The organism is Delftia sp. SD018 (assembly GCF_017355445.1).
Lineage (GTDB): Bacteria > Pseudomonadota > Gammaproteobacteria > Burkholderiales > Burkholderiaceae_C > Comamonas > Comamonas acidovorans.
The window spans coordinates 25114-46882 of sequence record NZ_JADDRN010000037.1; the positions used below are offsets into that span (position 1 = coordinate 25114).

Annotated in this window: 17 protein-coding genes; 9 read left to right on the plus strand and 8 right to left on the minus strand. The window is 62.8% G+C overall.

Annotated elements, in window-relative coordinates:
- Positions 1-36: 36 nt before the first annotated feature.
- Positions 37-867, plus strand: a complete 831-nt coding sequence (locus INR38_RS25805) for a SprT-like domain-containing protein (protein WP_207444244.1) — start codon at positions 37-39, stop codon at positions 865-867.
- Here INR38_RS25805 and INR38_RS25810 read toward each other — a convergent pair whose 3' ends face one another.
- Both INR38_RS25810 and INR38_RS25815 read right to left on the minus strand, forming a co-directional pair.
- Positions 868-2301: an ATP-binding protein gene (locus INR38_RS25810; protein WP_207444243.1), complete on the minus strand. Its 1434-nt coding sequence runs from the start codon at positions 2299-2301 to the stop codon at positions 868-870.
- Positions 2301-3065: a response regulator gene (locus tag INR38_RS25815; protein ID WP_013802320.1), complete on the minus strand. Its 765-nt coding sequence runs from the start codon at positions 3063-3065 to the stop codon at positions 2301-2303. Before INR38_RS25815 ends, INR38_RS25810 begins: the two co-directional genes overlap by 1 nt.
- A 152-nt stretch (positions 3066-3217) precedes the next feature.
- On the opposite strand from INR38_RS25815, the gene INR38_RS25820 reads away from it, so the two are divergent.
- The 5 genes from INR38_RS25820 to azu are packed head-to-tail and all read left to right on the plus strand — an operon-like array spanning position 3218 to position 9245.
- A complete protein-coding gene (locus INR38_RS25820) occupies positions 3218-5533 on the plus strand; it encodes a TonB-dependent siderophore receptor (protein ID WP_207444242.1) in 2316 nt (771 codons plus the stop codon).
- 14 nt (positions 5534-5547) lie between these two features.
- Positions 5548-6759, plus strand: coding sequence for an ABC transporter substrate-binding protein (locus INR38_RS25825; RefSeq protein WP_207444241.1), 1212 nt, complete (start codon positions 5548-5550; stop codon positions 6757-6759).
- Positions 6756-7844: an iron ABC transporter permease gene (locus tag INR38_RS25830; RefSeq protein WP_207444240.1), complete on the plus strand. Its 1089-nt coding sequence runs from the start codon at positions 6756-6758 to the stop codon at positions 7842-7844. Before INR38_RS25825 ends, INR38_RS25830 begins: the two co-directional genes overlap by 4 nt.
- Positions 7841-8707 (plus strand): ABC transporter ATP-binding protein, encoded by an 867-nt coding sequence (locus INR38_RS25835; protein ID WP_242699193.1) that lies wholly within the window; start codon positions 7841-7843, stop codon positions 8705-8707. The genes INR38_RS25830 and INR38_RS25835 overlap by 4 nt, the downstream gene beginning before the upstream one ends.
- 46 nt (positions 8708-8753) lie before the next feature.
- A complete protein-coding gene (gene azu, locus INR38_RS25840) occupies positions 8754-9245 on the plus strand; it encodes an azurin (protein WP_207444239.1) in 492 nt (163 codons plus the stop codon).
- Positions 9246-9287: 42 nt separating this feature from the next.
- Here azu and INR38_RS25845 read toward each other — a convergent pair whose 3' ends face one another.
- From INR38_RS25845 to INR38_RS25865, 5 genes are all read right to left on the minus strand, one after another.
- Positions 9288-9725, minus strand: coding sequence for an OsmC family protein (locus INR38_RS25845; RefSeq protein ID WP_016447025.1), 438 nt, complete (start codon positions 9723-9725; stop codon positions 9288-9290).
- Between the two features lie 158 nt (positions 9726-9883).
- Positions 9884-11287, minus strand: a complete 1404-nt coding sequence (locus INR38_RS25850) for an MFS transporter (RefSeq protein WP_175403274.1) — start codon at positions 11285-11287, stop codon at positions 9884-9886.
- 120 nt (positions 11288-11407) lie between these two features.
- Positions 11408-12706 (minus strand): hypothetical protein, encoded by a 1299-nt coding sequence (locus tag INR38_RS25855; protein ID WP_207444238.1) that lies wholly within the window; start codon positions 12704-12706, stop codon positions 11408-11410.
- Positions 12703-15111 (minus strand): hypothetical protein, encoded by a 2409-nt coding sequence (locus INR38_RS25860; RefSeq protein ID WP_242699194.1) that lies wholly within the window; start codon positions 15109-15111, stop codon positions 12703-12705. The genes INR38_RS25855 and INR38_RS25860 overlap by 4 nt, the downstream gene beginning before the upstream one ends.
- Positions 15112-15224: 113 nt before the next feature.
- A complete protein-coding gene (locus INR38_RS25865) occupies positions 15225-16463 on the minus strand; it encodes an alpha-xenorhabdolysin family binary toxin subunit A (RefSeq protein ID WP_207444236.1) in 1239 nt (412 codons plus the stop codon).
- A gap of 142 nt (positions 16464-16605) precedes the next feature.
- Between INR38_RS25865 and INR38_RS25870 the strand changes: the two genes are divergently transcribed.
- From INR38_RS25870 to INR38_RS25880, 3 genes are all read left to right on the plus strand, one after another.
- Entirely contained in the window at positions 16606-17886 is a 1281-nt protein-coding gene (locus INR38_RS25870) for a restriction endonuclease (RefSeq protein ID WP_347566772.1), read from the plus strand.
- A gap of 159 nt (positions 17887-18045) precedes the next feature.
- Complete coding sequence (locus INR38_RS25875) at positions 18046-19434, plus strand: DUF3696 domain-containing protein (protein ID WP_207444235.1); 1389 nt, start codon at positions 18046-18048, stop codon at positions 19432-19434.
- Positions 19431-20324 carry an MIT C-terminal domain-containing protein gene (locus INR38_RS25880; RefSeq protein WP_207444234.1) on the plus strand — a complete coding sequence of 298 codons (894 nt, stop codon included), beginning with the start codon at positions 19431-19433 and terminating at the stop codon, positions 20322-20324. Before INR38_RS25875 ends, INR38_RS25880 begins: the two co-directional genes overlap by 4 nt.
- A gap of 828 nt (positions 20325-21152) precedes the next feature.
- Here INR38_RS25880 and INR38_RS25885 read toward each other — a convergent pair.
- Positions 21153-21374, minus strand: coding sequence for a hypothetical protein (locus INR38_RS25885; RefSeq protein WP_207444233.1), 222 nt, complete (start codon positions 21372-21374; stop codon positions 21153-21155).
- Between the last annotated feature and the right edge of the window lie 395 nt (positions 21375-21769).

Consider the following 21769-nt stretch of genomic DNA (forward strand, 5'->3'; position numbering starts at 1 on the left):
GCCAATGGCGGCATGGCTGTATTGCACAATCCAGCCATGCTCTCGGCCACTGCCTCTTCCCTTGCATCTTCCCTTTCCTCTTCGCGCGCAGTCCCCACGCGCGAAACCTATTCCGAACTGCAGCAGGCCTACGAGCACTTCAACCAGCGCCTGTTCGACGATGCCCTGCCCCATTGCCTGATTACGCTGCAGCGCGAAAAGCGCACCTGCGGCTATTTCTCTGCGGCGCGCTTTGCGTCGCTGGATGGCAGCACCACGGACGAGATTGCGCTCAACCCCGCCTACTTCGCGGCCGTGCCCATCATCGAGACGCTGCAGACCCTGGTGCATGAGATGACGCACCTGTGGCAGCACCACTTCGGCAAGCCGGGCCGCGCGCGCTACCACAACGAGGAATGGGCGGACAAGCTGGAATCGCTGGGCCTCATGCCCTCGTCCACGGGCCGGCCCGGCGGCCGGCGCACGGGCGACATGATGGCCGACTACGCCATTGCGGGCGGCCCCTTCCTCGCGGCCTGCGAGCAGTTGCTGACCACGCGCTTCCAACTGAGCTGGTACGACCGCTTCCCGGCCATCGAGCATGTGGTCACGGGCCAGTGGAGCATGGCCACGCAGATCCAGGGCATGCAAGGCACGCAGCCGCCCATGTCCTCCGTGCCCGCCCTGGCCGAAGCCGTGCGGCCCGTGGGCACCTCCGTGGCGGTGCCGGGCTCCACCACCGGCGAGACCATGGTGCAGCCCGTGAACAAGTCCCTGCGCGTCAAGTACCGCTGCGGCGGTTGCGCCGCGCCCGTCAATGTCTGGGGAAAGCCGGGGCTGAACCTGATCTGCGGCGATTGCGGCAAAGGCTTCATGGCCCAGGATTGATCAGCGGGCAGGAGTCTTGCGCGGCAGCTCCAGCATCGCCTCCAGCCCGCCCCCCTCCCGATTGCCCAGCACAATGCGCCCGCCATGCGCCTTGGCCACGGCATCGGCAATGGACAGGCCCAGGCCAAACCCGCCAGAGCCCGCGTTGCGCGAGGCCTCCATGCGGTAGAACGGCTCCAGCACCTGGGCCAGTTGCTCCTGGGCAATGCCCGGCCCCCGGTCCAGCACGTCGATGCGCAGCAGATCGTCGCTGTCGCTGATGCGCAGTTCGGCGTCGCGGCCATAGCGCAGCGCGTTCTCCAGCAGGTTCTGCAGGCAGCGGCGCAGGCTGTGGGGATAGCAATCGAGCGGGCGCAGCGCGCGGCCCGTGATGGGGATGTGCACTTCATGCGCCTCGCCCAGGTCCTGGGCCACGCCCTGCACCAGGGCGTTGATGTCCAGCGCCTGGCGCTCGCCGCGCGCGTCGGCGCCGGTGAGCATGTCCAGCGTGGCGGTGACCATGGCTTCCATCTCCTGCAGATCGCGGCGGAATTTGTCGCGCAGGGCTTCGGGCTCCAGCATTTCCGAGCGCAGGCGCAGCCGCGTGATGGGCGTGCGCAGGTCGTGCGAGACGGCTGCAAAGAAACGCGTGCGCTCGGCCACGCCATCGGCGATGCGCTGCTGCATGGCATTGAAGGCCTGGGCCGCCTGGCGCACCTCGCGCGGGCCGTCCAGCGGCAGGGGCGGGCTTTTGAGGTCCTTGCCCAGCGCGTCGGCGGCGCTGGCCATGCGCGCCAGCGGACGCATGGCCAGGCGCACGGCCAGCAGAGCCACCACAACCACCACGATGATGCGCAGCAGATAGATGCGCAGCACGTAGTCGGCCAGCGCCCAGTAGGGCCTGACGGGGTAGCCGGCCTCTCCCTCCACGGCCTGTACCTGCAGCCACTGGCCGTTGCCCAGGCCCAGCAGCATGCGTACATGGGCTTCGGGCTCATGGGCGGTGAGCAGGGTTTCCGCGCCGCCGTGCAGCTCCAGCGCCAGCAAGTGGAACGGCACGGCCGCGCCCACGCGCCGTGCCAGCACATCGGCCAGCAGATCGCCGGCCATGGCGTCGGCCGCATCGGCGGGAGCGGACGCCAGGTCCTCCATCAGGCGCCGCGCACGGGCCGCATCGATCAGGGTCAGCTGGTAGCCCTGCGTGCTCAGCGTGCCCACGGCGGCGGCCCGCGCCTCGGGCGGCAGGGAGGACAGCAGCAGCAGCGAATCGGCGGCGCGCGCGCCCAGCAGACGCAGCGGCACCTCCAGCAGCTGGCTGCGCCGGCTTTCCCACCAGATGGTGCCCGTCAGCGCCTGGGCGGCCAGCATGCCGGCCACAAGGATCAGGGCCACGCGCCCGGACAGCGTCTGCGGCCACAGGCGCCGCAGCAGCGCGCCGGCCTGCATCCAAGCCATCACGATGCCTGCGGCACCACGTCGCAGGTCAGCACGTAGCCGGCGTTGCGCACGGTGCGGATCAGGCTGGCCTGGCGCGCGGGGTCTTCCAGGTGCTGGCGCAGTCGGCTGACGCAGACGTCGATGGCGCGGTCCTGGGCCTGGCGCTCGCGGCCGAACACATGGTCGGCCAGGTAGTCGCGGCTCAGCGTGCGGTGCGGGTTGCTGGCCAGGGCGCAGAGCACGCGGTAGTCGGACTGGGCCAGCGGCACCAGCACGGCCTGGGGCGAGCGCAGCTCGCGCGCGCGCATGTCCAGCGTCCAGCCGGCAAAGCGCAGCACGGGCAGATGCTCCGGCTCGCTGGCCGGCGCCGGTGCCTGGGCCACGCGGCGCAGCACCACCTTGATGCGCGCCAGCAGCTCGCGCGGATCGAAGGGCTTGGGCAGGTAGTCGTCCGCACCCATCTCCAGGCCCAGGATGCGGTCCAGCAAGGCGCCGCGCGCCGTGAGCATGACCACGGGGATGTGGGTGCGTTCGCGCAGGCTGCGGCACAGGGCCAGGCCGTCGGTGCCGGGCAGCATCAGGTCCAGCACGATGAGGTCGGCCGCATGCCGGCCCAGCCAGTCCCACATGGCCTGGCCGTCACCCACGGCGGCCGGGCGCATGCCCGAGGCGCGCAGATAGTCGCACAGCAGCTCGCGGATGTCGGGGTCGTCGTCCACCACCAGGATGCGCGGACCCTGGGCGGCCGGGGATGCGGCGGCTGGTGCGCTCATGGATTGCATTGGCGCACGGCGTTTTGTAATGGAATGTTGTGGCGGCGGCCTGTGCAATGGAGCATTGCATTTGCCCGGCGGCCGCTGGCCTGTCTGCGCTGTCGCGTCACTAGAGTCCTGCTCGTCAATAAGAACGATTTTCATTCTAGTGATTCGTCGCCATGTCCTCTCAGCACTCCAACAGTTTCCCTCCGGCCCTGTCCACCAGCCTTGCGCTGACGCTGGGCGCCTTCTCCACCCTGGCCGTCGCCCAGACTGCGGCCGCTCCGGCATCGCCCCTGGGCACGGTCGAGGTCCGCTCCACGCGTGAGGCGCCGGCCTACCAGCCCGCCGCCGTGCAGTCGCCCAAGCTCACCCAGCCGCTGCGCGACACGCCGCAAAGCATCAGCGTGGTGCCGGCCGAGCTGATCCGCGAGCAAAACGCCCAGAGCCTGCAGGAGGTGCTGCAGAACGTGCCCGGCATCACCTTCACCTCGGGCGAGGGCAATCTGGGCTGGGGAGATTTCTTCACCATCCGGGGCTTCTCGGCCGAGCAGGCCATCACCATCGACGGCGTGCGCGACGGCGGCATGGCCAGCCGCACCGACACCTTCAACCTGGAGCAGGCCGAGGTCTACAAAGGCACAGGCTCGGTGGAGTCTGGCGTGTCCGCCGTGGGCGGCAGCGTCAACCTGGTCAGCAAGGAAGCCAGGCGCGACACGTTCTACAACAGCTCGGTGGGCGTGGGCAGCGATGGCTACCGCCGCGCCACGGCCGACCTGAACCGCAGCGTGGGCGAGACCGGCGCCGTGCGCCTGAACCTCATGAAGCACCAGAACGACGTGGCCGGCCGCAACGGGGTGGACTATGACCGCTACGGCGTGGCAGCCTCGTTCGCCCACGGCCTGGGCACTTCCACGCGCACCGTGGTCAACGTCTTCCACCAGGTGGACGACAACACGCCCGATGGCGGCCTGCCCATTCAGCGCGGCACGGGTGGCCAGGTGATGCCGGGCGTGCCGCGCAATGCCTGGTACGGCGCCTCCAACCTCTACACCCAGCAGTCGCGCACGGATATGGTGACGGCCCGCGTGGAGCATGACCTCTCGCCCACGACCACGGTGCGCAACCAGTTCCGCTACGAGCGCTCGGACAACTGGAGCGTGCTGGCGCCCGCGCGCTTCAACAGCGGCAGCAGCAAGAACTCGCTGGGCTATGTGGGCCTGGGCGGGCTGGTGACGGCGCCGGGCGGCATCCTGTCCTATGGCGACTACGGCCTGGTGGACACCACGGGCGCCAATGCCTCGCTGCGCCTGGCCTCGGTGCCAGTGTCCAAGCGCTACACCATCGCCAACAACCAGACCGATGTGCGCACCAGTTTCGAGACGGCAGGTTTCAAGCACGACCTCACGGCAGGGCTGGAGCTGTACCGCGAGACCTATGGCGACCGCGAGCGCAGCATGGACCTGCCCACGGGCACGCTGGGCTTCGACATGGCCAATCCGGCCACCATCTTCCCGGGCACGCCCACGATGGTGGGCGCGGGCAGCGCGCGCGCCACGGTGCAGAACGCGGGCGTGTATGTGAACGACACCATCACCTTCTCGCCGCGCTGGCAGGCCCAGACGGCGCTGCGCTACGACCGCTGGCAGGCGAACAACGGCGGCGCCAGCCGCACGGACGGCGCGCTCAGCGGCCGCCTGGGCCTGGTCTACAAGCCAGCCAGCGAGGGCTCCATCTATGTCTCCTACAGCCGCGCGGCCCAGCCCTCGGCCATGGGCGTGACCACGAACAACGGCGTCTACGGCACGGCCGCCCAGCTGGCCTATGCGCCGGCCCTGTCGCGCACCTGGGAGGCAGGCAGCAAGTGGGACGTGCTGGGCGGGCGCCTGTCGCTGACCGGCGCCGTGTTCCGCACCGAGCTGAGTGAATCGTGGGAGTACAGCCCCGACAGCATCTCGCCCGTGCGCGCCCTGCCCGCCAAGCGGGTGCAGGGTTTCGAGCTGGGCGCCCAGGGCGAGATCACGTCGCGCTGGTCGGTGTACGCCGGCCTGTCCCACTTGAAGAGCCGCCTCACCAAGGGCGCAAACGAAGGTGCCGAGGCCAGGAACGTGCCCGACTGGAGCGGCAGCGTCTGGACCTCCTTCCTGGTCACGCCCGCCGTCACCCTGAGCTGGGGCGCGCAGTACGTGGGCGAGCGCCGCTATACGGACAACGCCATGGTGGGCGGCCAGAACAATACGTCCAGCACCGTCAACGGCCCCAACGGCGTGCACCCCATCTATGTGGCCGACCACGAAAAAGCGCCCAGCTACTTCGTGCAGAACCTGGCGCTGAGCTGGCGCATCAACCGCCAGCTCACGGCCCGCTTCAACATCAACAACCTCACCAACCGCTTCTACTGGAGCCGCATCGGCGCCTCGCTGGATGGCTTTCAGCTCTACGGCGTGCCGGGCGCGGGCCGCACCTACACGGCGGGCCTGGACCTGTCCTTCTGAGCCGGGGCCATACCATGACATCCACCAAACGTCTCCCCACACGCCGCGCCCTGCTGGCCCTGGCCGCAGCCTGCGCCGCCGCCCTGCTGTCCGCCTCCGCGCTTGCGGCCTCGCCTGCCGGCACCGCTGCCAATGCACCGGCCACCACCGTGGTCGACATCGTCGGCCGCACGGTCGAAATCCCCGCCAAGGTGGACCGCATCCTGCTGGGCGAGGGCCGCTTCCTCTACGCCCTGGCCCTGATCGAAGGTGATCAGCCCCTGGCCCGCATCGCCGGCTGGCAAGGCGAGCTGCCCTTCGCCGACCCCAACGGCTATGCCGACTACCGGCGCCGCTTCCCGGCCATAGACCGCATTCCGGTCATCGGCCGCACCTCGGAAGACAGCGTCAGCGCCGAGCAATCGGTCTCCACCCGGCCTGACATCGCCATCTTCGGCCTGGGCGGACATGGGCCGGGGCGCCAGAGCGGCCTGGTCAACGATCTCAAGAAGGCCGGCGTGCCCGTGGTCTTCATCGACTTTCGCGCCCAGCCCGTGCGCAACACCCTGGCCAGCATGCGCATCCTGGGCAAGGCCGTGCACCGCGAGGAACAGGCCGAGGCCTATGCGCGCTTCTACGAGCAGCACCTGCAGCAGGTGCGCCAGCGGGTGGAAGGCATTCCCACCAGCCAGCGCCCGCGCGTCTTCGCCGAGCTGCTGGCCGGCGTCTGGGACGGCTGCTGCCACACCGTGGGCAAGGGCAACATGGGCGAGTTCATCGAGGCGGCCGGCGGCATAAACGTCGCGGCCGGCAAGGTGCCCGGCGCCATCGGCGACATGCACCAGGAAGCCCTGATCGCCGCCGACCCCGAGGTCTACATCGCCACCGGCAGCCGCCCGCAGAGCAACCGCCTCATGCTCAAGGCCGGCAGCGGCGTGGCACCGGCCGACCTCTCGGCCAGCCTGCAGGCGCTGACCGCGCGCCCCGGTTTCGAGGTGCTGGGCGCCGTTCGCCAGGGTCGCGCCCACGGCCTGTGGCACAACTTCTACGACGCGCCCACCAACATCCTGGCCGTCGAGGCCATGGCCAAGTGGTTCTACCCAGAGCGCTTTGGCGACATCGACCCCCAGGCCACACTGGACGAGATCAACCGCCGCTTCCTGCCCGCCCTGCCCATGCACGGCGCCTTCTGGGGCGATGCACCTGCCAAGGCAGCGGCCACAGCGGCCAGCGGAGCCGCGCGATGAACATGGCCGCCGACCTGCCCGTGGAGCTCGCCAGCCCGGCCGCCAATGCAGCACCGCTGGCCAGGGGCTACCGGCGCCTGACCGCCCTGCGCGTGCTGGTGCTGGCCCTGCTGGCTGCGGCCATCGTGGGCGCGCTGCTGCTGGACTTCACCACCGGCCCCTCCGGGCTGGCGCTGGACCAGTTGATCGCCACCCTGGGCCATGCCGACCAGGCGCCGCCTGCGCTGCGCGTCATCGTCTGGGACATTCGCCTGCCCTACGCCTTGATGGCCGTGGCCGTGGGCCTGGCCCTGGGCCTGGCCGGCGCCGAGATGCAGACCGTGCTGGCCAACCCGCTGGCCAGCCCGTTCACGCTGGGCCTGTCCTCGGCCGCCGCCTTCGGCGCGGCCCTGGCCATCGTGCTGGACTGGAGCCTGCCCGGCGTGCCCACGGCCTGGGCCGTGCCTGCCAACGCCTTCCTGTTCGCCATGGCCTCGGCCCTGCTGCTGGATCTGGTGGCGCGCTGGGGCGGCATGAGCGCATCGGGCGTGGTGCTGTTCGGCATTGCCCTGGTGTTCAGCTTCAACGCCCTGGTTTCGCTGCTGCAGTTCGTGGCCACGGCCGAGGCACTGCAGGGCCTGGTCTTCTGGACCATGGGCAGCCTCTCGCGCGCCACCTGGCCCAAGGTGGCCGGTCTGGCCGCCGCGCTGGCCCTGGTGCTGCCGTTCTCGCTGCTCAACGCCTGGCGCCTCACCGCCTTGCGCCTGGGCGAGGACCGTGCCGCCAGCTTTGGCGTGGACGTGCGCCGACTGCGACTGGGCGCCCTGCTGCGCATCAGCCTGCTGGCCGCGCTGTCCGTGGCCTTTGTGGGCAGCATCGGCTTCATCGGCCTGGTGGCACCGCACATCGCGCGCCGCATGGTGGGAGATGACCACCGCTTCTACCTGCCCGCCGCCGCCCTGGTCGGCGCGCTGGTGCTGTCGCTGGCCTCGGTGGCGTCCAAGACGCTGATCCCGGGCGTGATCATCCCGGTGGGCATCGTCACCTCGCTGGTGAGCATTCCCTTCTTCCTGGCCATCGTGCTGCGCACGCGGGGGCGGACATGAGCACCACCCTGAACACCTCCCTGAATACCCCGCACTTCGCACCCACCTATCTGCCACCTCTCACGCAAGATGGTCTGCAGATCGAGGGTCTCAGCGTCGCCTACGGGCGCCGACGCGTCATCGAATCGCTGGACATCGCCCCGCTGCGCGCCGGCACGCTCACCGTGGTGCTGGGGCCCAACGGCAGCGGCAAGTCCACCCTGCTGCGTGCCCTGGCCGGCCTGGTGCGCGCCCAGGGCAGCATCACGCTGGAAGGCCAGGAACTGCAGCACGCCAGCCTGGCCGAGCGCGCGCGCCGCATCGTCTACCTGCCCCAGGCCCTGCCGGCCGCCGTGCACCTGCGCGTCATCGAATCACTGCTGGCCGCGCGCAAGGCCTCGCCACACGCCACGCGCCCGCTGCAGGCCGGCTCCCCGGATGCGGTCACCCAGGCCACCGCCCTGCTTGAGCACCTGGGCATCGCCCACCTGGCCATGCGCCACCTCGATGAGCTGTCTGGCGGCCAGTCCCAGCTTGCAGGCCTGGCCCAGGCCCTGATCCGCGAACCGCGCGTGCTGCTGCTGGACGAACCCTTGTCCGCCCTGGACCTCAACCACCAGTTCCACGTCATGCAGCTGGTGCGCGAGCAAACGCGCCGCCACGGCATGACCACCCTGGTCGTACTGCACGACCTGGGCGCAGCCCTGCGCCACGCCGACCGCGTCATCGTGCTCAAGCAAGGCCAGCTGCTGGCCGACGGCCCGCCCGCCCAAGCCGTCACCCCCGCCCTGCTGGCCCGCGTCTACGGCGTGCAGGCCCGGGTGGAGCCCTGCTCCCAGGGTCTGCCCCAGGTCATCGTGGACGGGCTGACGCCTGCGGCCTGAGCCCGGTCCCCGATTCCAGATCCATCCGCTTTTTTGGAGCTTCCGAATGCATACCCGCATCACCGCCGCCGCTGCCCTGCTGGCCGCCTTCTGCCTGAACGCCCAGGCCCAGCATGCCCACCCCACGCCCGCGTCCAGCGTGGCCCATCCCGCCTGCGAAACCACCATTGAAGGCCAGCCCGGCAAACGCTTCAGCCTGGCCGAAATCCGCGTCAGCGCGCGCTGCGAGAACTTCACCGTGCACCTGGTCCACACCGGCAAGAAGCCATGGCAGGAAGCCGGCCACAACTGGGTGCTGGCCCGCAGCGCCGACATCGACGCCGTGATCGCCGACGGCCTGCGCGCCGGTCCCGACCGGGCCTGGGTGGACCACGCCGACGCACGCGTCATCGCCGCCACGCAAATGCTGTCGGGCGGCGAGCATGCCTCGGTCACCTTCCCCGTGGCGCGCCTGCAAAAGGGCGAGAGCTATACCTACTTCTGCTCGTATCCCTCGCATGCGTTGCCCATGCGGGGAAGGCTGGTACTGGAGGATTGAGGCCGCGTCACCACGCGGCAAAGGCCCAAAGGGCCTGCGCGTTCAATGCAGCAGCGTGGCCACCAGGGTCACCTCGGGCACGCCTGCCAGCGCCTTGGACAGCGGGCACTGGGACTTGGCCTCCTGTGCGATTTTCTGGAACTGCGCATCGTCGATGCCGGGCACCTTGGCCTGCAGCGTGAGGGCAATGCGGTCGATCTTGAAGCCCTCGCCATCCTTGGCAAGCCGGACCTTGGCCGTGGTGTCCAGCATCTCGGTGGCGATGCCCGCCTTCTCGCAGGCAAAGGCAAAGGCCATCGTGAAACACGCCGCATGTGCGGCGCCCACGATCTCCTCGGGATTCGTTCCCTTGCGGTCATCCCCGAAGCGGCTGCCGAACCCGTAGGGATGGTCCTTGAGCGCGCCGGTCTCCGTGCTGATGCGGCCCTGGCCGGTCTTGCCTGCACCTTCCCAATGGACGGAAGCGGTTTTCTCGGACATGTGTTTCTCCTGTGAGTTGGTTGGACAAGCCGCCATCACAGCACAGGCGCCACAGGGCAAGGCGTGGTCCCGGGGCGCGCCAGCCCCTGCGCGCACGTCCTACAGAGCCAGGCTTAAACACTCATCCAGCGATCTTTGTGATGGCAAAGCCGGCACCCTCACCCCACAAACACCTGCCGCGTATCCGTTCGCCCCACGATCACCGCCGCCAGCACCGCCGCCCCGGCCGCAACCCCAAAATTCGCCAGATAGGCCGCCTGGGCCGAAGTCTCCAGCAAGGCCGCGAACAGCGATCCGCCAATGGCCAAGGTGGCCGCCACGGCAATGGCCTCGCACAGCTGCAGGGCCGAGCTGTTGGCGCCCTGCTCGCCGGGTGCGGACATGGACAGCGTGAGCACCGACAGGCTTGCCGACAGCAGGCCCATGCCCAGCCCCGACACGATCCAGCCCACCACCGCCACCCACACGGGCACGGCCGGCCAGGCCACCGATGCCGTCAGCAGCACGCCCGCCAGCACCGCGCTGGTGCCCACGCGCAGGAAGCGGTGACGGCTCCACCCGTTGCGGCTGTGTCCCTGGTACCAGGAGGCGGAACACCAGCCCAGCGCACCCGCGCTCAGCACCAGCCCGGCCATGGGCGCTGACAGCCCGTGCTCGCGCGCCAGCACCAGCGGCAGGAACGCCTCGGCCCCGAAGAATGCTGCAAACACCAGACCGCGCAAGGCGATCACGCTGGGCAGCCCGCGCCCGGCGCGCAGCGTGCCGGCCGGCAAGAGCTTCCAGGTGCAGACCAGCGACAAGGCCGCGGCCACCGCCACCGCCCCCAAGGCGCCCGCCGATTGCCTCTGCCCGCCCACATACAGAAGGCAGATGCCCGTGGCCGCGCCCAGGGCCCACAGCCCGCGCCGCACACCGCCCTGCATGCCCTGGCCATGGCCGCCCAGGCCCTGGAGCGCCGGGCGCAGCATCGCCCCGGCCGGCAAGGCCAGCAGGGGCACGCCCAGGAACACCCAGCGCCAGCCCAGGTGCTCCACCACCAGGCCGCTCAACGCCGGTCCCACCAGCGCGGGCACCACCCAGGCCGTGGCAAACGCCGCAAAAATGCGCCGCCGCAGTGCCTCGGGATACCGCCGGCCCACCAGCACATACAGCGCCACCGACATGCCACCGGCCCCCAGCCCCTGAACCAGCCGCCCCGCCAGAAACACCGGCATGGAAGGCGCAAAGCCCGCCAGCAGCAGCCCCGCCACAAAACACGCCATGCCAGACCACAGCGGCGCCGCCGGCCCGCGCGCGTCGCACCAGCCGCCGGCCACCGTCATGCCCACCACGCTGGTGGCCAGGGTCACGCCAAAGGCAACCGCATACAGCGGCACCCCATCGAGCGCGCGGGCCACGGCCGGCATGGCGGTGGCCACGGCCAGGGCCTCAAAGGCAATCAAGGCCACCAGCGAGACGATGCCGATCGTCGTCAGGCGGTAGGGGGAGGACAGGATGGACCAGCTCTCGGCGGTCGTCGGCCGGACCTGATCGTCCAGCGTGAGGGAATCTTGATGGGGCATGGATGCTTCTTGGTTGCAGGGTCTGCGCCGGCCATGGCGCAGTGCCATGGCGACGAGAAGCCTGGAGCATGCAACCTCAAGTGCGGTTGAGATCAAGGGGGTCCTGCCCCCAAGTACCTCTTACCGCTCGATCACACGCCAATACTGGCCAGAGGAGCGGCTGGTGGCCGGCAGCATGACGGCAATGCCATTGTCATTGGCCGTATCCAGCACGATGGCATCCGACAGGAAGCGGTTGTAGAGATGGAACTGGCCCGGCAGGTCGCTGGGCGCACAGCGCCATTGCTGGCCGCTGAAGCGTGGGGAGTCTCCCGCTGACGCCGTCATCTTCAGTTCAAGGTACGGTTTCCCGGCCACGCTGGTGACATCGAGCGCCATGGTGCCCGGTCCGAACGCCGCATTCTGGACAAGCCAGTAGCCCTTGCCGGTGCGCAGGAACCTCCATCTGTCGGCGCCCACAATCATGGCCGGGACGGAGATCTGAAATGGCGCGACGTTGAACAGCCCCGGAGGCGACACAAGGCCCGTGCCCTGCAGCAGCGCTACCGCGTTGCGCCTTTCACTCCAGTACAGGTTCTGCAGCCCGACCCATTGGCGGTCCTTGAGCATGGGGCATTGGTCGTACAGGTAGTCGCCCGTCTCGTAGCGCCGAAATTCCGCATTGCTGAGCCGCTGGGCCGAGAGCGCGTGCGCCTCGGCGGAGATCCGTGCCAGTTCCCGCATGGCGGCCGTCATGGCGATCAAGGGCGCGGATGAACCACGCACCGGCCTTACCGGCAAGATGTGGCGAGCATTTGCAAGGTCGGAGGCCACGGCCCGCCAGCGCAATGCCAGGGTGCTGAATTCCGTTGCCATCGCCTGCGGCGCGGGCCCAAGGCGGACCACCGCGTTTGCCGGTGGCGGCTGCCTGGCATGGTGCGCGGCGGCCACGCGAAGCAGCGAGGCATGACTTTCCAGCTGCGCCACGACGGGTGCAGCCGCCGCAATGGCCGTATCCATCTCCGTCTCGACGGCTGCGACACCCGCATTCCATCGGGCCTCGTCCAGCGGTGCGTCGGGGGCCAGCGAAACGGCATCCAGCTGGTCGCACAGCTGCTGCAAACGCCCGACGGCCTGCCCCAGCTTTTGCACCGTATCGGCCAGCCCGTCGATACGGGCACGCAGCGTGCCCCAAGCGGCCGATGCCGCCTTCAGCGAAGGGAACGACTGCATGCTCTCCAGGCTCCTTACCAGCGTCATGCGGCCGCTGGCATCGTCAAGATCCAGCCCGGTCAGGAACGAGAACTCGGCGATATCGGTCCATACCTGCCGTGCGACTGGCTCATGCGCGGGCTCGGCTTCGACGCGGCAGCTCGCTGCCATGGCGCCACCGCAGCACAGCGCCGTGGCAGCGGCGGGCAGCCACAGAAGCCGGGTCATTTGGCAGCAGTGCCGGCCATCAACAGGCGCAGGGCCCGAGGCGCTGCCGGCATCCGTCGGGGCTCCAGCACTTCGATCAGCCACGTCGTGAACGGCGTCGGGCAGACATCTCCCAGATGCTGCGAGAACTCGATCTGGTCGCCGGCGTAGGTGAAGTTGATCTTCAGGGGCGAGCAGAAAAGCCTCTCGACCCCGTTGCCTGTGCTGTCGTGAAAGTCGCTGCCGGTCACCATGTCGATATTGATGCGCTGGGCCGAGGCATCGGCAAACTCCAGCCAGGCCTGCACCGACGAAAGGCGGATGCGGCGGTAGCTGGCCAGTGCCGGATGGCTGGTGGCAATGGACAGGCTGATGGGCTGTCCATGCGCCAGCTGCTGCAGCAGCGCGGCGTCAGTGACCCGCAATTCCCGCCGCAGATCCCCTTGGGTCCTCGCATTGGCGGCCTGCGCGCTGGCGTGGTCTGCCAGCAGGGTGGCGTGTGCATCTGCCATGGCAGCGGCCGTGCCCGGCATCGACAGACGGTGGCCGGGCTGCTTGCCGGTCTCGTAGGCCTGTGCGGCGCGGACCCCGAAGCAGTCCACGAAGAAGCCGCGGCGCGCACTTTCTGCCCTGAGGGTGATTTCCCCCTGCAGCCGCGCGCTGCGCTCCAGCTCTGTCAGCGCCTGCTGCTCCAGCGCCTGCAGGCGCTTGCGCTTGCCGATCACCGCAACGTATTCCAGCTTGAGCGTGGCAAGCTCACGGGCAATGGCATTCTTGGATGCGCTTTGCTCTGCCAGCAGGCGGCCATAGACGGCCACCTTCTGCACCTGTGTCTTGAGGGTGTTGGCAGCGTTGCGCACGGCCGCCTCGGTGCCTTCCGTGGCAAGCACCAGATCCAGCCGGTTGACTGCATCGTTTTCCAGCACCGTCCAGGCGGCCTTGGCTTCATTGGCATCCGGCATGAGCGCAAGTGCACGCATGGTGTCGCCCAGTTCCCGGGAAATCCCCTCGACATCCAGCCCGCCCAGCGGCCCACGGATCACCGGCAGCACCGCATTCAATGCGCCCTTGGCGGGATCCACCAGATTCTTGAGCGTGCTGGAGTTGTGCCTGGCCCATTGCAGTGGAATGGCAAACGACTGGCCCAGGGCCTTCAGCGCCTTGAGCGGGCCGTCTATGCTGCCGCCAAGCGTCTTGGCCTGCCCGTACAAATCCTTCAGGCCGAGCACGCCTTTCTGACCGGTCTCGGTCAGCGCCTTCGGGTCGGGCGGCACGCCCACGCACAGGGCCGCCACACTGCCCGCGACCGCAATGACGCCAAAGGCGATTTCCAGGCTCATCTTCACGGTGCGCACGATCTGGGCAACGTCGCTTTCAAGCTTGAGCCGCATGGCGGCAAGTTCCGCTTCAAGCTCCTCCTGGCGCACCGTGCGTGCGGCGCGGTCAAGGGCCTCGATCTGCTGAATCAACCGCTGCTCCAGCTCGGTGCAACGTGCCTCCAGCGTCTTGAGGTCCAAGGTGTCCCGGTCGGCAAACGCCTGCGCGACGCTGCCCACGGCACCTGCCAGCTCGCCGCTGGCGCGCAGGCTGCGCAGGTGGGCCTCCATGGCCGCCATCACCTCCTGCCGGGCCTTGGCCAGCGACAGATAGCTGCCGGCGCTCAGATCAGGAATCGGCTTGGCCAGCCCGTCAACACCCATGACCGGCAGCAGACGCTGCAGTGAACCCGCCGCCTGGATCAACTCGCCAAACCCGGACTCGACCCCTGACCAGCGCGTGATCCAGGCCAGCGCCTCATGGCACAACGCCAGCTCGGCCGCGCTGTGGCCGGGCCTGCCCGCCATGCCGGCGCTCAGGGCAAACAGCGCGGCCAGCACCCTGTGCATCGGCTCGCCATGCTCCAGCAGGCCGGGCGGCACGGGGGTGTGCTTCACCACAGCCCGGTTGTCCTGCCACAGGAAATTGCTGAACTGCGGCCGCGCCACCGTGTCCCAGGCCCCCTCCAGCGCATAAGGGGTGTCGCGCGTGGGGCCGCCGTACAGCGTGAACCGGCCCTCCACGGCTTCCACGAAAATGCGCACCCTGCTGAGCTCGTTGTCCGCGTCATGCAGCATGCGCAGAACCGTCGTGCCTTCGGAAACAATGCGGCGGGCAACCACCGTCAGCCGCCGCACCGCACCGTCAAGCCGCCTGTCGAACCCCTCGGGCACCACCACGGTATCGGCATGGATGTCCAGCGCCTGCAGGCCAGCCGCGTCGGCCTCGTCCAGCAACACCTTCAGGTCCACCACCAGATCGGCCACGATGCCGAAGGGATTGAAGCTGCCGTCCGGCGCCCGGCCACCGCTGCAGACCAGCGGCCCTGGCGGCACCAGGCCCTCGGCTCTGTAGCGATCGATCAGGGTTCGCAATTCAATGGGAGTCATCGCGGCAGTGAGCGCGGCAGTGAGCGCGGGAGTCATTGCTGAAGTCATGGCGGGTGGTTCCAGGTAAGGCACTGCACCTGTGCAGCGGTTGGACAAAGGCCGGAGCAGATCGCTCAGGCTGCCTTCTTGCTGGCAAGCTCCACCAGTTGGTCCACGCTCTGCGCCTTCTTCGGCGTGCCGCCAAAGCGGCGGAAATGGTCTGCCTGTCCGGCGACACGCGCCCAGCCCTTCTTGGCCGTGCCCAGCACCACCGTCAGGCTGAACCAGTTTTCCCCTTGCAGGGACTTGCGGCCGGTGGTGCTCAAGACCTTGTGTATGTTGCCCAGATCAGCAGAAATCGCACGCCATGCCTCACCCAGCGTCTTGAGCTTGGGACCCAGGTCTTCGATGCTCTTGCTGATGCTGTCAAAGCGATCATTGCTTCGGTTGTAGTAGCCGATGAAGCGCTCGTTCGTAGCCATCGTGGCCTGGATGGTTCTCACCTCATCCACCTTCTCGGCAATCTTCCTGCGCGTGACCGCAAGGTCCGCACCCACACCGATATCCACCCCCGCCAGAATCAGCGGCCCGAAAAGCGGAATGGCCAGATAGGCCGGAGACGTGGACAGCACGATGACTTCATCCTTTTCCTTGCGGCGCAGGGCCTTCAAGTCGTTCTCCAGCTTCTCCACGGCGGCCTTCAGCTTCTGGTTGGCAGCACCCTCGGCGCCCAGAGTGGTCGTGAACTTCTGCTTTTGTCCATTGAATGCGGTCTTGCAGGCATTCAGGCGCATCAGTATTCCGTTGCCGTTGTCAAGAATGGAGTTCTGCAGCGCGAAGGCACGCACCGAGCGCGCATTGGCGTCTTCAATCAACTGCTCCAGCGCGCTGCTGAAATTGCGCTTGATCTGCTCCGACCGCCCGCTGGGCGTATCGCTTTCCCAAACCTTGACCAGGGCCTTCCATTTCGCTTCCACCGCCGGCTCCGCCGATGAGGTGGGCGCCCCCTCCAGATCGAAACGGTCCACCAGCTCGATCAGCCGTTCATAGGTGGTTGCCGCCACATCGTTGTACTGAACGATATCGTCGGCAAGGGCCAGCATCTTGTCCTGCACATCGGCCTTGAACTTCTGGCCGACACCCTTGAGGGTGACGAACAACTCCACCGCTTCGGAAAACTCCGGCCTGAAAGCATCCTGCATCTGCATGCCCAGCATGGCGCGCATCAGCTCCGTGGTGGTCGGGTTGTCGGTGACTGCAGACTCAAAGAACGTCGTCAGCCCGATCCAGTCCTCTGAACTGAGAACGGAGATTCCCTTGTAGATATCGGCAGACGGTGTGAATGCATTCGTTGAATTTGCAGGGTCGGACATGGCGAAGGCTCCTGATGGTGAAAGGCCGGATTCGGCCTCGAATCGGTGTGCAAACAAGCGGCGGCGTTGAAGAAATGACCGCACCGCAGTCATCGCCCGCCCTCCTTTTGCGCTCCAGTCGACCGGATGCTAGGTAGCCGCCATGGCCCTGTATGTCCCCCAAACAAGTGACACAAATTCATACAGCACTGGAGATAAGGACAGCCGCCGGACTGCTCTCTCACACCCAATGGCGCCTGTCCCCTGCGCGACCCATGGCAATGAGCACGATCAATCCATTGCCCCAAATGACAAGGCAAGGAATTTCACAGACCAGGCATACACCACCTGCTATGCAATCAATAGCGCATTGCACACATTCATCGCCAGCCAGAAGACATCATCAGTGTCAATTTCTCTTGATTTCACCGCACCCATGGGCACAGGAATTCGCCTCTCCCATAAATGTTGCAAAATGTTCGGCAATTTGAACGTTGGAGGAGCGGGAGTGGCAAGAAAACGAAAGACCAGCACGGCAGAAGACCTCATGGATCTGATCGCCATGCTGCCCTGGTGGGCCGGCATTGCATTGGCTCTCACCAGCTACATGGTGCTGCACTCCATTGCCATCCGTCCCCTGCCTGCAGCGCAAAACCCACAGCAAATAGGCCAATTGGCCACCACGGCCATATGGCAGGGCTTGGCTACCGGTGGCCAGTACATCCTGCCCCTCATCTGCCTGGCCGGCGCGGCCATTTCCGCCGTGCGCAAGCGCCGCCGCAGCCAGTTGTTCGAAACCACCTCGGCCAGTTCCAGCGCGGATGCGCTGCAGAACATGTCATGGCGGAAGTTCGAAATGCTGGTGGGTGAGGGATTTCGGCGGCGCGGCTACAGCGTCAAGGAAACCGGCGGCGGCGGGCCCGATGGTGGCGTGGACCTGGTCCTCTCGAAGGATGGCGAAAAGACACTGGTGCAATGCAAGCAGTGGAAAGCCTTCAAGGTGGGCGTTTCCACGGTGCGCGAGCTTTATGGAGTCATGGCGGCTGATGGGGCCGCTGCCGGCTTTGTGGTGACTTCTGGCCGGTTCACTCAGGAAGCTGTGGCGTTTGCTGCGGGGCAAAATATTCAGATCCTGGATGGGGCTGCTCTAATGAAATTGCTGCAGGAGGCAACGACCCAGACCGGAGTGGGTGCGGTAGTCAAAGATCAGACGGCTAACCCGGGACCGAGTCCTTCAAGGCTGAGCCTACTTTTGACACCGTGCAGCCGGCTGTTTCCCCAAATACCTGGCCGTCCTCAAGGGAGGCAAGCCATAGTTCCGCGCGTGGCAAAGCGGGGAGCTTCGGCGGGGAAGGCGTTTTGCGAGTGTTCGGGACTTAGTGTTGGGGGAGTAAGCAGATTGGTTTATGCCCCAGGATTCAAGTTGTCGCTAACTTATGGGTAATTCTTAACGGTCGGTAATTTCATATGGTTTTATAAGATAAAGTAAGGCAATGATCAATTTATAGCCATATACCGAAAATAAACCTATGATAGCTTTGCAATATAGTAGCACTCAATCCACAGAGTATATTTTCATCAATCATTTAAAAATACACCATCCATGCATCTATCTTCATTAAAGCTTACAAATTTCAAAAAATTCAAAAATATAACAATTGATCTTGAGAAAAAAATTATAGTTCTTGTTGGTCCAAATAGCGTTGGAAAGACATCAATAATTAAATCAATATTAGCATTAAAGCAAACGTTTTCGATTGAAAATGAAAGTGATGTTTTTCTTGCTCGTGGGTCGCTCGTTGATCTAGGAACTTATGGCGACTATATTCATAATCACGAGCAAGAAAATGATTTCTCATATGAAGGTGAAATAGCAATACCTAGCAAGAGCTTTGGATCACTACTCGATGCTCCTGTCGATAAAATAAATTTCACGATCAATTACAGCTTTGACGCCGAATCCGATCAGGCTTGCCTCACAAATATTCTCTTTGACATCCATTCGGCGCACAATAAAGCGTCATTTAATGTCAGAGGAAAAAAGACAGCGCGCGCCGGAAGGAATTCAAGAGAATACACTATCGATGTAAATGATTTAAATAACATCTCAAAGAATTCTTTCTTTATCGATATTTTTGAACAAAGTCGAAGAAAAGCTATTGGCGCAAAAAAGAGAATATATAGAATTTCCGACAAATTTAATTTTGAAGCCGTCACGGATAACATTTCAGACGCCATTTACTCCCGCTTCATATTTACCCTATTTGACGAATTAATGAAAACCGTCAAGGTTTGCATCGACGATAACTTCACATACATTGGCCCCTTGAGAGAAAAGCCAGCGCGATACAACGTTAGAAATTCACAAATAAGATATGTTGGAGCCTCAGGTGAAAATACAGCTAGCGTCTTGACAAATTTATTCAGCCACAATAAAGAGAAACAAAAATTCAATCAAATAAATAGAGATTTTCAAGAGTTGCTCTCTAAAGAAATTATTGTAAAAAGAGCGGATGAATTAACAAAGATACGTATAAGAGAGGCGGATTCAGATCGAGAAGAATCCATCTCGGATGTTGGTTTTGGAATATCGCAAATATTACCGATATTAACTCAAGCAAATATTTTAAATTCCGGCCAGAGGCTAATCTTAGAACAACCAGAATTACATTTACATCCAGAGATCCAAACCAAGCTAGCATCCATTCTTCTTGGATCAAGAGGATTAGCCAGAAAATATCTTATAGAGACACATAGTGAACACCTAATTAGAGGGCTTCAACTCGCTGTGCACAGAAGTGGAAAAATCGGTGCTGAGCCCACAATTTCAAACAAGGATGTGGACATCCTCTATATCAACGAAAACGAAATTGGAGAGGCTGTAATAAAAAAGATGAGACTAGATGATAAAGGGGATTTGATAGATAAATGGCCGCCGGGATTTTTCGATCAAGCCTATAAATTCACTATGCAAATGCTGGCAGAAAAATGAGAATTGTATATTCAACCGATGCCCTAGTCGAAATTTTCACAAAGCAACTATCTTTAAATCAGTATGAAACTGGCGTGCTAAATACAAATAAAATTGCAGTAAATGATGAGATCTTGCAGGATTACAATAAAATCCTAAATGGCAATCAATATTATCAAGACTGGATCAGCGGCCTACACCATCAATCTCTTATTTCAAAATTCGGCAATTCTGATATTGCAAATAATTCCTTAGTTGGCAACGGCAAGGATCTTGATCATTATGCGTTAGCGAGCTACATCACTGACCAGCGTATTACCTCACTGAAGGTATGCGGTCCGTGGAACCAGCCTTACATTGATAATGTCCATGTAAAAAAATATCTTTCATCGAGCCACCAGCAGAGTAATCCTTACAAAACTCTGGTATTAGATGACTCGACAAAAATTGGGTTCAACATATTCGACAAATATCTATCCTTAGAGGCAAATGTATATATCTATGATCAGTATATAAATGAAAAAAGCTGCGCCTTAATTGACTACTTCGCAAAAAAATGCAAGGCAGGCAACTATATAAAAGTTTTTCTATTTAAAGAAGATGAGAATTGCTTTTCGGTGGCGAAGCTACAGCAAATTTTCAAAGAGTTCAGCAATATAAAATTCTATAGGATAGATGCATCTACAGCAGCAAAAATTCATGATAGATTCATAAATTTTGGTCAAAGAATACAGATCACCTTTTCTAAAGGGCTAGATCAATTTGGACCAAAATTTTCTAAAGGAAAGGTAAGCAGCTACAGTAATAATGATTCAGAAATAAATTTCTACGATGTACACCTTGGAAATTCTTATCACGAAATTAAATGTTTTAACGGCGGAAAATTTACATTAAGCAAGAGATTTATTTGATAAATTCAAATCTTACCTAAAATTATATGACTCATGTTTTATATAAATATAGCATAAACTTTCTGTTGAATATTTATCAAAGATAAATCCCCAATAATTATAAAAGAAGCAATATTTGTCATACTGCTACTGACTTACTCGGTTTTATCGATACATTTTCTTCTTAGAAGAAAGAGAAAGATTTCAGTTCTTGATAGAGCTCGTATTTCAACTCTGCAGGCTGGACGGCCCACGGTCTACCGTACCGAGGGGAATCCAGTTGGTCCACGCTAGTGAGTTGGGCACAAAATTTGCCGCTCTGCGATGGCTACAGCCAGATCGAGAATTTTGACACCATGTGATGCTGTTCAAGTTAATAGAAAAATGCTGCGGCTTTGACCAAGCTGTAAGAAGTCTGCAGCAATAGCGATATTACTTATTGACCTGTGATATTGGTATGGAGCTAGTAAGGCACTAGCACTTTATGTCGTCGACAGACACCAAGTGTAATTCTGCGCCCCCGCACCATTCATGCTAGCGGGACACCAACGAGAACGTCAACGGACTGCTCTGGTATTAGTTTTTCAAATGGCTTGGTCTACAGACCACTCACAAGCGGGCCTGGAGACGATTGCAAGGAAATCGAACCGACGCCACAGGAAGACGCATGGGTTCAGAGCATCTGCTGGGATGTTTGATGATTGCGTTGTTTTGGCCGGTTGAATCTCCCACCGAGAAATTCCCTCAACAACACTCTTCTCCGCACGGCCTCTTTCCTTGAACAACATCCAAAAAACCACGTATACATACCGCCATAAAACACCTCGCCGCCCAGAGAGCAGACCCCAGTCAATCCGCTCCTCTAACCAACCCGCGCTCACTAACTCCCCCCATCACCCCCTCAAGCACCTCTTCCTGCGCCTGAATAAACGCAAGCAATTGCCCAGGAGTCACCGGCTCCAAGGCATGCCCTGGGTAGGCGCCAATAATCAAACTGGAAATCAGCCCCAACTGATCCTGCACGCGCCGCAGGCTGTTGTACTCCGGCTCGGAAAGTTGAAAGTACAGCATGGCAACTCCTCAATGAGCGCGCTTGGCGACTGAAGCAAAGGAATGCCCATGCGCTAGAAGCACGGGGCCATGCAAAGGACTGGGAGAGAGTTCGGGCATTGACACGCCCGCAAAGAAAGCAGCCATAAGACCTCCTGTGAGTTCGTCCAACTACACCTCCTGTTCAGAGAGGTGGCCGGGTACTTGAACACGGTCACAGGGCCGCCCGCAGATTTCCCCCGAAGAGTCTTGTATAGCTGCGCGCTACCCGGCCATAAAACGCATGCGCGCAAGCGCACGAATCGTATGGACGTGAAAAAGCCACTGCTTTCGGGAGTGTGGCGGTCCGCCTGTGAAGGTGTGTTCAGCACCTGGACGAGATGATACAGCGCTCAGGCGCAGCTCCCGCTGCGCCT

Bases quoted from the DNA above. Each gene is read 5' to 3' on its own strand.
- INR38_RS25820 (WP_207444242.1), top strand. From the start codon at position 3,218: ATGTCCTCTCAGCACTCCAACAGTTTCCCTCCGGCCCTGTCCACCAGC.
- INR38_RS25810 (WP_207444243.1), bottom strand. From the start codon at position 2,301: ATGGCTTGGATGCAGGCCGGCGCGCTGCTGCGGCGCCTGTGGCCGCAG.
- INR38_RS25870 (WP_347566772.1), top strand. From the start codon at position 16,606: ATGGCCCTGTATGTCCCCCAAACAAGTGACACAAATTCATACAGCACT.
- INR38_RS25830 (WP_207444240.1), top strand. From the start codon at position 6,756: ATGAACATGGCCGCCGACCTGCCCGTGGAGCTCGCCAGCCCGGCCGCC.
- INR38_RS25850 (WP_175403274.1), bottom strand. From the start codon at position 11,287: ATGCCCCATCAAGATTCCCTCACGCTGGACGATCAGGTCCGGCCGACG.
- INR38_RS25855 (WP_207444238.1), bottom strand. From the start codon at position 12,706: ATGACCCGGCTTCTGTGGCTGCCCGCCGCTGCCACGGCGCTGTGCTGC.
- INR38_RS25880 (WP_207444234.1), top strand. From the start codon at position 19,431: ATGAGAATTGTATATTCAACCGATGCCCTAGTCGAAATTTTCACAAAG.
- INR38_RS25875 (WP_207444235.1), top strand. From the start codon at position 18,046: ATGCATCTATCTTCATTAAAGCTTACAAATTTCAAAAAATTCAAAAAT.
- azu (WP_207444239.1), top strand. From the start codon at position 8,754: ATGCATACCCGCATCACCGCCGCCGCTGCCCTGCTGGCCGCCTTCTGC.
- INR38_RS25805 (WP_207444244.1), top strand. From the start codon at position 37: ATGCTCTCGGCCACTGCCTCTTCCCTTGCATCTTCCCTTTCCTCTTCG.
- INR38_RS25865 (WP_207444236.1), bottom strand. From the start codon at position 16,463: ATGTCCGACCCTGCAAATTCAACGAATGCATTCACACCGTCTGCCGAT.
- INR38_RS25860 (WP_242699194.1), bottom strand. From the start codon at position 15,111: ATGACTCCCATTGAATTGCGAACCCTGATCGATCGCTACAGAGCCGAG.
- INR38_RS25815 (WP_013802320.1), bottom strand. From the start codon at position 3,065: ATGCAATCCATGAGCGCACCAGCCGCCGCATCCCCGGCCGCCCAGGGT.
- INR38_RS25835 (WP_242699193.1), top strand. From the start codon at position 7,841: ATGAGCACCACCCTGAACACCTCCCTGAATACCCCGCACTTCGCACCC.
- INR38_RS25885 (WP_207444233.1), bottom strand. From the start codon at position 21,374: ATGCTGTACTTTCAACTTTCCGAGCCGGAGTACAACAGCCTGCGGCGC.
- INR38_RS25845 (WP_016447025.1), bottom strand. From the start codon at position 9,725: ATGTCCGAGAAAACCGCTTCCGTCCATTGGGAAGGTGCAGGCAAGACC.
- INR38_RS25825 (WP_207444241.1), top strand. From the start codon at position 5,548: ATGACATCCACCAAACGTCTCCCCACACGCCGCGCCCTGCTGGCCCTG.